This is a genomic window from Sulfurimonas sp. NW9, from assembly GCF_051132275.1.
In the GTDB taxonomy this organism is placed as follows: domain Bacteria; phylum Campylobacterota; class Campylobacteria; order Campylobacterales; family Sulfurimonadaceae; genus Sulfurimonas; species Sulfurimonas hydrogeniphila.
Genome location: NZ_CP093236.1, coordinates 1,554,992 through 1,567,412, shown reverse-complemented (window position 1 = coordinate 1,567,412; position 12,421 = coordinate 1,554,992). Strand labels below are relative to the sequence as shown.

Sequence of the window (12,421 nt, the reverse complement as noted above, 5' to 3'; positions counted from 1 at the left end):
TTTAGTCAGTAGGTAAAAGTGTAGATAAGCGAGGCAAGTCCAGAGTAAATAAATTTGTTGTTCACCAAAGGGCTGTTGTATGCACTGTTTGGAATTCTGTCTGCTCTTATGTTAAAAAGGGCTGAGAGTTTCTTGCTCAGAGGGTATTTAATATATGTTTGCACGGCAAATGAGAATCCTCCCTTTGGCATGTAAGCAGGACGCTGCAGTGTTGCTTCGGAATTTTTGACTCCGTAATAATAGTCAAGAAATTTTCTGGGTTGGTACAAGAGTACAGCACTTGGATAAAAAGTAAATTGACCTGCTGTGTACTTATCACCAATTTCTACACTGCCGACCCATGAGTTATATTTGTTGAGGATGTCTGCCAAAAGCATTACTTCAATATAGCTGGAATTTTTATAGCCGGCACTAAAAGCAATACCACCTTCCATTGTTGAGTCTTTGTCGCTCATTCCTTGCAAAGAGACTGAGTCTGATGCCTTGTAGCCAAGTGTTCTCGGCTGTACAGTAAAGGAAAATCCCCAGGAATATTCCGCTTTTTTGTCTCCTAAAAAGTAAAGACCGAATCTGCTCCATCTTGCATATACAACAGAGTTGTCAAAAAATATTACCGGTGAAGGCAAAACAAGGGCAGAAGCCTCTTTGTAAGGTTGACTCTGAAAGTACGGTCCGGCACCGATTGTAAGTTCTTGTTTGCTCTCTTGGGCTGTAAGATGTAAAAATAATAACACTGAGATTATGAAATATTTCATTTTAGATTCCTTATTATATGAAAATAACCCGGCTCATTCGCCTTGTAATATTGTTCAACAACAGCATTTTGATAGCCTTGTGATCTTGTAACAGAAAGAACCTTTCCTACTTTGAGACCTTTAAAAAAGATATTGTCCAGACCTGATGTGATCACTTCATCCCCGGGTTTGATACTGAACCAGGCCGGTATGAAATTGATAACTATATTTTTGGCATTGTTGCCATGTGCAATACCGGGTGCTTTTTCTTTCCCTACATAAACAGAGTAGGCACTCTTTATGTCAGAATTAAGCAGTGCCAGAGGTTTGTTGTTTTTTGCTATCACTATTCCTGCAACAAACTCTTTGTAGGTTAAGCCGTAAATTTTTGAGGCATTATACTCTGGAATATCCATCCATAATCTGTTGATATTTCCAAATTTTTCATACGATATTGCACGGACAAGCTCTACTTTGGGATCTGTTTTGAGTGAAGAGTTGTTTTCTTTGTACAAATCCTTGAGCTCAGAAGTAAGTTGCTGCAGGAGAAGATGATTATTTTCATATTTTTTCAGTCTGTTTTTCAGATTCTCTATTTCCTGTGCCTGAAATAAATATTTGTCTGTTTTGTTGTTAAAAAATTCTATACTGTCAAGATAATTTGATTTTATGGTGTTGAGTGCTGAAACAATGGGAGACTGAATAGGATTGTTGTAGTATAAAGCACCCACAAAGAGTGCTGTCAGGATAAAAAAATAGACAAACGATTTTTTATTCATTCTCAAAAAGTTCTTGCAGGAGGTCTATTTCTTCCAAGGCTCTTCCTGTTCCCCGTGCAACGGCTAAAAGAGGTTCATCTGCGACAAAAACAGGAATTCTGACGATATCTGAGAGGTATTTGTCCAGCTGACGGATTAAAGCACCGCCGCCCGTCAAAATTATACCGTGGTTTACAATATCACCGGCTAAATCAGGCGGCATTCTCTCTAAAACATCACGGAGGGCTTCGGCAACTTCTTTAAGCGGTTCTTTCATCGCTTCTCTGGCATCTTCGCTTGTCAGTTCCACTGAACTCAGCAGTCCTTCAACCTGATCGCGTCCGTTGACAACCATTGTAAGTTCCTGGTCAAGTTCTACAGCTGTTCCAATGTTTATTTTAATCTCTTCGGCAACTCTCTCTCCTATGAGGAGATTGTATTTTTTTCTCACATAGTTGACGATTCCCTGATCGATTTTATCTCCGGCTGTACGGATGGACTTTGAGAGTACCAAACCGCCCAAAGAGACAACACCTATTTCAGTTGTACCGCCACCAATGTCTACAACAAGATTCCCTTGTGGTTCCCGAATATCTATGCCGGCTCCGATAGCTGCTGCCATAGGCTCTTCTATGAGAAAAACTTCGCGTGCTCCGGCACTTAAAGCAGACTCGCGAACAGCCTTTCTTTCAACCTGTGTCAAGCCGTAAGGCACACAGATGATAATACGGGGAGATATTAAAGAACTTCTTCCGTGCGCTTTTTCAATGAACTTGCGAATCATCTTTTCAGTCATGTCAAAATCGGCAATAACACCGTCACGCATAGGACGGATGGCTTTGATATTTCCCGGAGTTTTTCCCACCATCTCTTTTGCTTCATGTCCGACAGCGAGTACACGCTGTTGTCCATATTTTTCGGTTTTGACAGCAACAACAGAAGGTTCATTAATGATAATCCCGCGCCCCTTTGCTATGACAATTGTATTGGCGGTTCCCAAGTCGATAGAAAGGTCATTTGAAAAAAGTCCGACTATTTTATTAAATATCATTTATTGTGCCTTATGCTGTTTTTTGTGTTGTTTTCTTAATATAAAGAGGTTGTTCGCCATTTTCAATGACTTCTTTTGTGATCATTACTTCATAACCGCTGTATTCAGGGAGTTCATACATGATATCTATCATACTCTCTTCTAAAATTGCGCGAAGTCCCCGTGCTCCTGTTTTTCTTTTGATGGCCTTTTTTGCTATGGCACGGAGTGCATCTTCTTCAAAGTTCAGTTCCACATCATCTATGGCAAAAAGTTTTTTGTACTGTCTTACAAGTGAGTTTTTCGGCTCTGTTAAAATGCGCACCATGTCATCTTCAGTGATTTCATTGAGTGATGCAATGATAGGCAGACGTCCGACAAGCTCAGGAATAAGTCCGTAATGAACCAGGTCATCCGGTTCAACCATGTCAAAAGTCGGTTTTTTCTCTTCTTTTGTTTTCTTTTCCTGGCCGAAACCAAGAACATTTTCACCCTGTTTGCGCTTTAAAATATCTTCAAGTCCGTCAAAGGCACCGCCACAGATAAATAAAATATTTGTAGTATCAATAGCTGTAAACTCCTGATTTGGATGTTTTCTTCCCCCTTTTGGCGGAATATTGACAGAAGAACCTTCGATGATTTTTAAAAGTGCCTGCTGGACACCTTCGCCTGAAACATCGCGGGTAATGGAGCGGTTTTCACTCATACGTGAAACTTTGTCAACTTCATCAAGAAAGATGATGCCTTTTTGCGCCCGTTCTACATCACCGTCAGCTGCCTGAATGAGCTTTGTCAAAATGTTTTCAACATCTTCACCGACATATCCGGCTTCTGTCAGACTTGTTGCATCCGCAATGGCGATAGGGACATTCAATACCCGTGCAATAGTTTGTGCCATAAGTGTCTTACCGCTTCCTGTAGGACCGATAAGCAGAATGTTTGACTTTGAAATTTCTGTATCATCTTCATCTGATTTGTGCATTTTAAATATACGCTTATAGTGATTATAAACAGCAACACTCAGGAGCTTTCTTGCTCTTTCCTGTCCTATAATATACTCACCCAAAAAAGCATCCAGTTCTTTTGGTGTCATAAGTTTGTGTACTGCATCAACAAGTTCGCTGTTGTTCTCTTTTGCAAGTTCTTTTTCATCACCAAACATTATTTTGTAAGCTGAAACAACACAGTTTTTACAAATGTAAACACCGTTGCCTGCTATAAGAGGGTTTTGTTCGCTTTCGCTTGCATCACAAAAGCTGCAATGTCTGTGTATCATACTTTTTTCCTTTCAAACGGAATTCCGCGTTTTGTTGTAATGACAAAGTTACATAAATCTTTACATAATGATTGTCTGAATTTTCCAGCAGTTCGCTTGCTGTATCTTTGAGTGGTCTGCCTGATTCAAAAAGTTCTCTGTAGGCTGATTTGAGGGCATTGATGTCATCTCTTGACAAATGTCTTCTGAGTCCCGTTAAATTAAGTCCTCTGAGCGAAGCACGGTTTCCCTCTGCCATACAAAAAGGAGGAATGTCCTGTGCCAAAGCTGATGCGCCTCCCACCATGGCATAATCGCCTACATGGACAAACTGGTGAATTGGTGTCATGCCGCCAATGACAACATAGTTGCCAAGTTCCACATGTCCTGCAAGTGTTGCCGCGTTTGCCAAGATACAGTGATTGCCGATGATGACATCATGTCCGAGGTGAACGTATCCCATAAAAAGGTTGTCGTTGCCTATGATGGTTTTTCCGCCGCCGCCTTTTGTCCCAGGGTTAAAAAGGGTAAATTCACGGATAGTATTGTTATCGCCGATGATAAGTTCAACATCTTCACCGTTGAATTTCAGGTCCTGCGGAATTGAACCGATGACTGCATGTGAAAAAATTTTGTTGTTTTTGCCGATAGTTGTTTTTCCGTAAATACAACTGTTTGCATCTATGCTTGTTCCATTGCCAATCGTTGCTTCACTTGAGATAAAGCAAAACGGTCCGATTGTAACATTTTCTCCGATTGTCGCGCCGTCTTCAATAACGGCAAGTTGAGATATTTGAGACAAAAATAAATCCTTTACTTGTCAACTATCATAGCTTTGAGTTCCGCTTCGCTTGCTAATTTGTCATCAACATATGCTTCACCTTTAAGCATCCAGATAGTACCTTTTTGTTTTATGACAGAAATTCTGTATTCGAGTTTGTCTCCCGGTTTTACAGGAGTTCTGAATTTTGCTTTGTCGATGCTCATGAAATAGACTACTTTGTTTGCAATCTCTTCCTCCGTCAAATCTCCCATACTTAAAAATGACAATATTCCGCCGGCTTGCGCCATGCCTTCTAAAATCATGACACCCGGATATATAGGATGGCCAGGAAAGTGTCCCTGAAAAACAGGCTCTGAAATAGAGACATTTTTGTAAGCAGTGACCGATTTTCCTTTTTCTAGCTGAGTAACTCTGTCAACCAACAAAAAAGGATAACGGTGAGGAAGAATTTTTTGTATTTCTGTAACATCCATAAGCATATTTATAAACCTTATAACAATATTTTTTTGATATTTTATCTAATTTATTGTTAAGAAAAGATAATAAGTTTTTCTTTGGTATCTTCATATACTTTTGCATTCAATTCAATGCTAAGCTTTGTCTCCGGTATATCCTTGACAACTATTATGGGAGTTATGTCATAATTTGAGCCCGATACAACAGCTCTGAGTCTCTGTTCTTTTTCAAAGTCCAAGGGGTTGTAAATAAGCTCTTTGACAGATTTATAAGTTGATTTGCCCAAGTCATTGTAGGTTTGCAAAGTGATAAATTTTATCTCTTCACGATTAAAATAATACACACCATTGTGTGAAAATTCTATGCGCCCCTGTGCTTTTTTTCTCGGCAGTGTGGAATAACTCATAGCATAAGCTTCTATGCTCTCTTTTTTTCCTGCTGTGAGCTTAAAGCCAAACTGTCTATAGTTGAGAAATTTTTGTTTAATTATTCTGTACTCTTTGCCTTCCTCTTCCAGTTCGTTTCTTTTGGTGTACATGTAAAGACGTTCTTCAATTGAGGCAGGAAGTGTCTGTCCTGAAATTGGTGAAAACATTTCATCCATCAGTCTGTTTTGCTGATCCCGCTGCATGGTAAGCCCGAAAATACAGCCGCAATAGTCCTGACGGTAGAGTTGTTCTTCTTTTGTGACACGGCTTTGATCCTGTGTCCCGCCGCCGCTTCTGTAGTCAACGGCTACAAACTCAACACCGTGACTTTTATAAAATTCATCACCGACACGTTTGAGCTGTTCCTGGGACTTGAGCGGACTTACCAACAGAGTGGTTGTTATTTTTTTTTCACCGAGTTCGAGGGCTTTTTTTGCACTTGTTGTGAAACGTTTGTCAAAACAGACTTCACAACGAGCCCCTTTTTCAGGTTCATTTTCCAGTCCACGAACTGCTTCAAGCCAGTTTTCATAGTCATATTCACCCTCAATCAATTCGATACCGAGTTTTTTGCAGGAGCGCTTGACATCAAGCAGGCGCAGCTGATATTCGGAATAGGGATGGATATTCGGGTCGTAAAAAAAGCCGGTCAGTTTTTCATCTGGAAAATCTTTTTGAAGTTTTTCCAGAAAGAAGTGTGAGTCAACACTGCAACAAATATGTACTAAGATGGTTTTTCCTTGAAAGATGTTTTAGGTTATGAGTATTTTTCAAAACGCGGACTTCAGTCCGGGCTGAGAATGGCAAGGCTGTTGCAACAGCCGGCACTGAAGTGCCGGTTCCGAGATTGAGGTTTTGACCTTGCCTGCGAAAAAATCAGTCTCTTTTTTCGTGAATCTCTATAGTTTTGATCTCATCCTGTCCTTCAATTGAATCTAAAACCGCAAAGCTTTCAGCATCATTCTCTTCAATACCGCCAAAAACTGTATGGACACCGTCAAGATGCGGGCAGGGAACAAAACAGATAAAGAACTGGCTGCCGCCTGTGTTTTGTCCTGCATGTGCCATAGAAAGTGTTCCTTTGACATGTTTATGTGTATTTTTATCGGTTTCGCATGCTATAGACCAGCCCGGACCACCTGTTCCTGTTCCCTGCGGACAACCGCCCTGTGCCATAAAACCGGGGATTACACGGTGGAAGCTGAGATTGTCATAAAATCCTGTTTGTGCCAAATGTGCAAAGTTTGCAACGGTATTTGGTGTTTCCTCCGGATAAAGTTTAATCCAGATATCGCCTTTGTTTGTTACGATTTTTGCATATTGCAGTTTTGATAATTCTTCTTCGCTTAAATTGTATTCTTTGAGTTGTGCTTTTCCAAACATATAAACCTCTTTATTTTATTTTTTGTTATTATAGTTAAATTTTTATAAATATGTCTTGTGCTTTTAAAATTAAGTTTGGAATTAAAAGCGGTATAATTTTATTGAGAAAAACAGGGATAAAAAATGCAAAAGAACAGATTTACATCTTTGACTATCAAGCAGGCCAATACCGTCACAACTGTTGTCATATTGGTTTTTGTCATTATATTTGCCTATTTGCTGATAAAAGAAAATTATCAGGATTATGAAAAAGCGCTTTACAAGCAGGAACACAGTGTGGCTGATTACGGAGATACACAAAAACAGCTCAAAAGGCTTCTGATAAAAAACACTTTGGCTATTGTGACACTCTCTTTTATACTTTTTGCAATCATGCTCGGGTTGTATAAGATATTTTATGCGTTGATTCAAAATGATATGCATGTATTTTTAAATTTTTTTAAAAATGCGGCACACAGGGAAGCATTGCTGAGTCCTGATGAGATTTTTTTTAAAGAATTTAAAGAGATGGTTCTGTATGCAAATGAAATGGTAAAGACAATAAATCAGCAAAAGCTATCATTAAAAGAGATCAATCTTATTCTTGAAAAAAAGGTACAAAAGAAAACATTGTATTTAGAACAGGCAAATGCAAAACTTTTACAAGAAAAAAAGTTTTCAGAAGAGATACTTGCCGCACAAAAAGAGTTTTTACGCTACACTGTGCATGAAACAAACACGCCTCTGAGTGTTATTTTGACGAGTATAGAACTGTATGAAATGAAAAATAAAAAGGACAGACAATTGTCCAAAATAGAAGCGGCTGCAAAAAATATATTTAATATATATGATGATTTGAGTTATTTGGTAAAAAAAGACCAGGTGCCGTATCCCAAAGTTTCAATTGAACTGGTTTCGTATCTCAGCATGCGGATAGAGTTTTTTAGAGATGTTGCACATTTGTCTAAAATTGATTTTAAATACAGCAGTGATTTGGACAAGGTTTATATTTATTTTAATGAAACAAAACTTCAGCGTATTGTAGACAATACTATTACAAATGCCATCAAATACACTTTGCCGGAGGAAACAGTCTTCTTACATGTAAAGCAAACAGGAGCAGATGTAATGTTTAGTGTATCAAGCAAGTCTAAAATTATAAAAGATCCGGAGAAAATTTTTGATGCATACTACAGGGAAAATGACAATGTCAAAGGATTTGGATTGGGACTGCAGTTGGTGAAAAATATTTGTGAAGAAGACAATGTGAGCATAGATATTGCATCAACTGACAAACTGACTACATTTGAATATAAATTTAAAATGATGGGTGAATAATGAAAATTCTTTTACTGGAAGACGAAATAATGCTAAACGAGTCTATACAGGAGTATCTGCAGGAGCAGGGACATCTTGTTGTAAGTTTTACAGACGGTCTTGAAGCATTTGAAAATCTTCAAAAAGACGACTATGATTTATTGATTTTGGATATCTCTGTACCAAATATAGACGGATTGACACTTTTGGAAAAGCTTCATGCCATCAAAATTCATACACCCAGCATTTATATCAGCGCTCTGGTAGATATAGAAGATATCTCCCGTGCCTATGATCTGGGATGCTATGATTACTTGAAAAAACCCTTTCACCTAAAAGAACTTGCTTTGAAAATTGACAGAATTTTAACAGACAAAGATATTCCTCTGGTTTTTCTCAGGCTTTCAAAAAACTATATGTATGATCAGGAAAACAATACGCTTTTGTTTCAGAACACTCCCCAGATTCTTACAAAAAAACAATCGCAAATTATAGATATTTTAGCCAGGAACAGAAGCAGAATAGTTGATTTTGAACAGTTTCGCATGTATGTATGGGATGAACAAATCGTAGATAATGCAACCATAAGAGCAGAGATTAACAGACTGAAAAAAAGTTTAAAAGAAGATATTATTGTTAATGTCAGAGGCATGGGATATATGATAGAAAAATGAGCAGGGTATTGTTTGTTACATATTGATACACGCCAGAGATTAAATTGCAATTTTTTGTTAAAAATATGAATTGCTACGTTAATGCTATGTTTTGGATTTATGATTATCTTAAGTGCCTGACAAGAATAAATGACATATTTAAATTATGTTATTTATTCTTGTCAGGCACTTATCTAAAAGTGGAGGGTTATATGAAAAAAATTGCATTAAGTATGTTTGTTACAGCATTGGTGACAAGTGTATATGCTGATTACGACGGTGTAAATATAAAGTTAAAGCACGGTGTTGAAGAGAAACAAGAGGTGGATGTTCTTTCTGATGACATAAAAGACATGTTTGCAAAAGGAAAAACAAGCGGTCAGATTAGAATGTTTTATGTGGACAGACAGTATCAGGGTGGTTCAGGGGCAGATACGCACAGAGATGCTGCTGTTTTAGGCGGTCATCTCAAGTTTGAAACAGCTACATTAAGCGGTATTCGGTTGGCTGCGGCTTTTTATACAGTACAGGATTTGGGTATACAGCAACACACTGCCCAGTCACCGGCACTTCTTGGAACCGGATACAAGTCATATTCAATTCTCGGTGAGGGGTATCTTGGATACAATTTCAGTGAATATGGGCTAAAAAGTGATGCCAAGCTTGGTTATCAGAGATATGACTCTTTAATGATGGGATCAGATGATGCAAGAACGCTTCCAAATACTTTCAGAGCATACAAGTTTGTAAGCAAGGATGTGAAAAATATTACTCTTCAGATGGCACATGTAGACAGAATCGCTTATGGAACATTCTCAAATATCTATTCTGCCGGCGGAATACTTGCCGCTACTTCAGGGTACACTTCAAGAGGGATCAATGCTTCAACAGGAGTACAAACCGGAGAGTATCTGAACTTGGGACTTGCAACAACCGGAAGAAAAACTGCCGGTGTTACAAATATTCAACTGAAATATACAGCGAAAAACTTTCATGTAGATGTCTCAAATGATTATGCATGGAATCTTTACAATACACTCTACGCTGACACAGGAGTCTCCTGGAACTGTCTGCTCAACAGCAATGTAAAACCGTTTGTAAAAGTGCAGATGATTAAACAAAACAGTGTTGGCGGAAAATATATGCAGTACTCTCCGCTGGGAGGGTCCGGTGAGGTAGATTCTTTTTACTGGGCGGGTAAAGTCGGGGCAAAATATGAAGGTTTTGCTGCATATATTGCCTACTCCCAAACATCTTCAAACAATGCAGGAGATGATTCTTACAAAAATGCGATACTTACACAGTTTGGCGGCATGCCGGCATATACTCAAGGTATGGTGACTCGTCATATGTTTTTAGCGGGAACAAAAGCAACAAAAGCTGCTGCTGTCTATAACTTCAAACAACATGGAGTCAACCTTTCAACTGCTGCCTATTATGTCGCTTTTGATACAGATGCAAACTCCGGATACGGTATAGCAAGAACAGCAACAGAAGCTGGGTTTGACATCAAATACTACCCAAAAGCAGTTGAAAAACTGCAGCTTCGTTTTCGCGGAAATTTTCCCAGAAAATTTGCGGAAGCAACTCCAGGAAGTGACACCGGTTGGAATGAGTACAGACTCATTGCAAACTATAATTTCTAATACAAGGAAAAATTATGACCAAAGAACAGATACAACAGATAAAAGCAGATCCTGATTACCAGAAACTTGTAAAGACAAGACAGGGTTTTGCTCTAAAATTAACAATAGCGATGCTTGTAGTCTATTTTGCATTTATACTTACAATAGCTTTTGATCCCTCGGCATTGGCAGTGCCCCTCTCTAGTGAGGCAGTGACAACCATAGGTATTCCTGTCGGTATGGCTGTAATCGTATTTGCTTTTATATTGACAGGCATATATACAAAAAGAGCAAACAGTGAGTTTGATGATCTGGCAAACAAAGTAAAAAACAAATTAAAGGAGCGCCTAGATGTTTAACAGAATATTTTTATTTTTAATTTTCGGCAGTATCGCGGCATTTGCCTCCGGAACTATCAACGGTGAAATTCAAAAACAGCCGCTGAATGTTCCGGCAATTGTTATGTTTGTTATTTTTGTCGGTGCAACTCTGGGCATAACATACTGGGCAGCCAAAAGAACAAAGTCTGCGAAAGATTTCTACACAGCAGGCGGTGGCATTACAGGGCTGCAAAACGGTATGGCCATTGCAGGAGACTATATGTCTGCGGCATCCTTTTTGGGAATTTCCGGACTTGTTTATCTCAAAGGGTATGACGGACTTATCTATTCGATCGGATTTTTGGTCGGCTGGCCGATTATTCTATTCATTATTGCAGAACCTTTGCGAAATTTAGGCAAATATACCTTTGCGGATGTTGCTTCTTACAGACTACGCCAAAAACCTATTCGTATATTGGCTGCATTTGGTTCTATTGCAACTGTTATTCTTTACCTTATCGCTCAAATGGTCGGTTCTGGAAAGTTAATACAGCTTTTATTTGGTCTGCAGTATGAAGTAGCGGTTATTCTGGTTGGTGTTTTAATGATTCTTTATGTAACATTTGGCGGTATGCTCGCAACAACCTGGGTGCAGATTATCAAAGCATTCTTACTGCTTTCAGGAGCTACTTTTATGGCTATTGCTGTAATGGCGCATTATGATTTCAGTTTTGGAGCATTGTTTGCCCATGCAACAGAATTAAAAGGTATAGAAATAATGTCTCCGGGCGGACTCGTTTCGGACCCTGTTTCTGCAATATCTTTAGCCGTCGCCTTGATGTTCGGTACAGCAGGTCTCCCTCATATCCTGATGAGATTTTTTACAGTAGGCAATGCAAAAGAAGCACGAAAGTCGGTATTTTATGCAACAGGTTTTATCGGTTATTTTTATATACTGACGTTCATCATCGGTTTTGGCGCAATTGTAATGGTGTATAAAAATCCTCAGTATTTGGATCTGGCAAAACAGGCCATAAGCGGCGGTTTCCCGATTCTTGGCGGAAACAATATGGCAGCCATACATTTGTCTCATGCTGTTGGCGGTGACTTCTTCCTTGGATTTATCTCTGCTGTGGCATTTGCAACAATTCTGGCCGTTGTTTCGGGTCTGACACTGGCAGGTGCTTCTGCAATTTCACATGACCTGTATGCTTCTGTGTACAAAAAAGGTGAAATTGACGGGCTTAAAGAGATGAAAGTTTCAAAAATTGCTACTGTTGTTTTGGGAATCGTAGCTATTATTATGGGAATAGCATTTGAAAAACAAAATATTGCTTTTGTTGTCGGGCTTGCGTTTGCAATAGCAGCCTCTGCCAACTTTCCTGTACTTTTACTCTCCATGTACTGGAAAAAACTTACAACGCGTGGTGCTGTCATCGGAGGAACCTTGGGACTGGCTACAGCTGTCATGCTTGTCATCCTTGGTCCGATTGTCTGGGTACAGATTTTTGGCAATGCCGAAGCGATTTTTCCGTATAAATACCCGGCACTCTTTTCTGTGAGTGTTGCCTTTGTCGGTATCTGGTTTTTCTCAGTAACGGACAAATCAGAGGCTGCAGCACAAGAGATGGAGGCTTTTGAAGCACAATACATCAGAAGTCAGACAGGTATTGGTGCCGAGGGTGCATCCGAGCATTAA

Annotated in this window: 12 protein-coding genes and 1 pseudogene; 5 read left to right on the top strand and 8 right to left on the bottom strand. The window is 39.2% G+C overall.

The genetic code is table 11. The features are described from left to right. Window positions 1-5: 5 nt before the first annotated feature. The 8 genes and pseudogenes from MLC44_RS08855 to MLC44_RS08820 form a co-directional block, all read right to left on the bottom strand. Complete coding sequence (locus MLC44_RS08855) at window positions 6-755, bottom strand: MipA/OmpV family protein (RefSeq protein ID WP_434579959.1); 750 nt, start codon at window positions 753-755, stop codon at window positions 6-8. Next, window positions 752-1,513 carry a rod shape-determining protein MreC gene (mreC, locus tag MLC44_RS08850; protein ID WP_434579958.1) on the bottom strand — a complete coding sequence of 254 codons (762 nt, stop codon included), beginning with the start codon at window positions 1,511-1,513 and terminating at the stop codon, window positions 752-754. Before mreC ends, MLC44_RS08855 begins: the two co-directional genes overlap by 4 nt. After that, on the bottom strand, window positions 1,506-2,543 hold the full coding sequence (locus MLC44_RS08845; protein WP_151900046.1) for a rod shape-determining protein: 1,038 nt from the start codon (window positions 2,541-2,543) through the stop codon (window positions 1,506-1,508). Before MLC44_RS08845 ends, mreC begins: the two co-directional genes overlap by 8 nt. A 10-nt stretch (window positions 2,544-2,553) precedes the next feature. After that, on the bottom strand, window positions 2,554-3,798 hold the full coding sequence (clpX, locus tag MLC44_RS08840) for an ATP-dependent Clp protease ATP-binding subunit ClpX (RefSeq protein ID WP_151900047.1): 1,245 nt from the start codon (window positions 3,796-3,798) through the stop codon (window positions 2,554-2,556). Next, a pseudogene (gene lpxA / locus MLC44_RS08835) lies at window positions 3,795-4,579 on the bottom strand (acyl-ACP--UDP-N-acetylglucosamine O-acyltransferase). The gene clpX and the pseudogene lpxA overlap by 4 nt, the downstream one beginning before the upstream one ends. An 11-nt stretch (window positions 4,580-4,590) precedes the next feature. Beyond that, on the bottom strand, window positions 4,591-5,040 hold the full coding sequence (fabZ, locus tag MLC44_RS08830) for a 3-hydroxyacyl-ACP dehydratase FabZ (protein WP_151900049.1): 450 nt from the start codon (window positions 5,038-5,040) through the stop codon (window positions 4,591-4,593). A 50-nt stretch (window positions 5,041-5,090) separates the two neighbouring features. Next, window positions 5,091-6,176: an epoxyqueuosine reductase QueH gene (locus MLC44_RS08825; protein WP_151900050.1), complete on the bottom strand. Its 1,086-nt coding sequence runs from the start codon at window positions 6,174-6,176 to the stop codon at window positions 5,091-5,093. Between the two features lie 145 nt (window positions 6,177-6,321). Next, entirely contained in the window at window positions 6,322-6,828 is a 507-nt protein-coding gene (locus MLC44_RS08820) for a peptidylprolyl isomerase (RefSeq protein WP_151900051.1), read from the bottom strand. Between the two features lie 123 nt (window positions 6,829-6,951). Here MLC44_RS08820 and MLC44_RS08815 point away from each other — a divergent pair, with 123 nt between their 5' ends. From MLC44_RS08815 to MLC44_RS08795, 5 genes are all read left to right on the top strand, one after another. Continuing rightward, window positions 6,952-8,145 (top strand): sensor histidine kinase, encoded by a 1,194-nt coding sequence (locus MLC44_RS08815; protein ID WP_434656995.1) that lies wholly within the window; start codon window positions 6,952-6,954, stop codon window positions 8,143-8,145. Next, window positions 8,145-8,798 carry a response regulator transcription factor gene (locus tag MLC44_RS08810; RefSeq protein WP_151900053.1) on the top strand — a complete coding sequence of 218 codons (654 nt, stop codon included), beginning with the start codon at window positions 8,145-8,147 and terminating at the stop codon, window positions 8,796-8,798. Before MLC44_RS08815 ends, MLC44_RS08810 begins: the two co-directional genes overlap by 1 nt. Window positions 8,799-8,989: 191 nt before the next feature. Next, window positions 8,990-10,423 (top strand): OprD family outer membrane porin, encoded by a 1,434-nt coding sequence (locus MLC44_RS08805; protein WP_434656993.1) that lies wholly within the window; start codon window positions 8,990-8,992, stop codon window positions 10,421-10,423. A gap of 14 nt (window positions 10,424-10,437) precedes the next feature. Next, on the top strand, window positions 10,438-10,761 hold the full coding sequence (locus tag MLC44_RS08800) for a DUF485 domain-containing protein (RefSeq protein ID WP_151900055.1): 324 nt from the start codon (window positions 10,438-10,440) through the stop codon (window positions 10,759-10,761). Continuing rightward, window positions 10,754-12,421 (top strand): cation acetate symporter, encoded by a 1,668-nt coding sequence (locus tag MLC44_RS08795; protein WP_151900056.1) that lies wholly within the window; start codon window positions 10,754-10,756, stop codon window positions 12,419-12,421. Before MLC44_RS08800 ends, MLC44_RS08795 begins: the two co-directional genes overlap by 8 nt.

What these genes read in the sequence shown, in the direction of transcription:
- fabZ (WP_151900049.1), bottom strand. Translation starts at nt 5,040, where the DNA reads ATGCTTATGGATGTTACAGAAATACAAAAAATTCTTCCTCACCGTTAT.
- MLC44_RS08795 (WP_151900056.1), top strand. Translation starts at nt 10,754, where the DNA reads ATGTTTAACAGAATATTTTTATTTTTAATTTTCGGCAGTATCGCGGCA.
- MLC44_RS08820 (WP_151900051.1), bottom strand. Translation starts at nt 6,828, where the DNA reads ATGTTTGGAAAAGCACAACTCAAAGAATACAATTTAAGCGAAGAAGAA.
- MLC44_RS08805 (WP_434656993.1), top strand. Translation starts at nt 8,990, where the DNA reads ATGAAAAAAATTGCATTAAGTATGTTTGTTACAGCATTGGTGACAAGT.
- MLC44_RS08855 (WP_434579959.1), bottom strand. Translation starts at nt 755, where the DNA reads ATGAAATATTTCATAATCTCAGTGTTATTATTTTTACATCTTACAGCC.
- mreC (WP_434579958.1), bottom strand. Translation starts at nt 1,513, where the DNA reads ATGAATAAAAAATCGTTTGTCTATTTTTTTATCCTGACAGCACTCTTT.
- MLC44_RS08815 (WP_434656995.1), top strand. Translation starts at nt 6,952, where the DNA reads ATGCAAAAGAACAGATTTACATCTTTGACTATCAAGCAGGCCAATACC.
- MLC44_RS08810 (WP_151900053.1), top strand. Translation starts at nt 8,145, where the DNA reads ATGAAAATTCTTTTACTGGAAGACGAAATAATGCTAAACGAGTCTATA.
- MLC44_RS08800 (WP_151900055.1), top strand. Translation starts at nt 10,438, where the DNA reads ATGACCAAAGAACAGATACAACAGATAAAAGCAGATCCTGATTACCAG.
- MLC44_RS08845 (WP_151900046.1), bottom strand. Translation starts at nt 2,543, where the DNA reads ATGATATTTAATAAAATAGTCGGACTTTTTTCAAATGACCTTTCTATC.
- clpX (WP_151900047.1), bottom strand. Translation starts at nt 3,798, where the DNA reads ATGATACACAGACATTGCAGCTTTTGTGATGCAAGCGAAAGCGAACAA.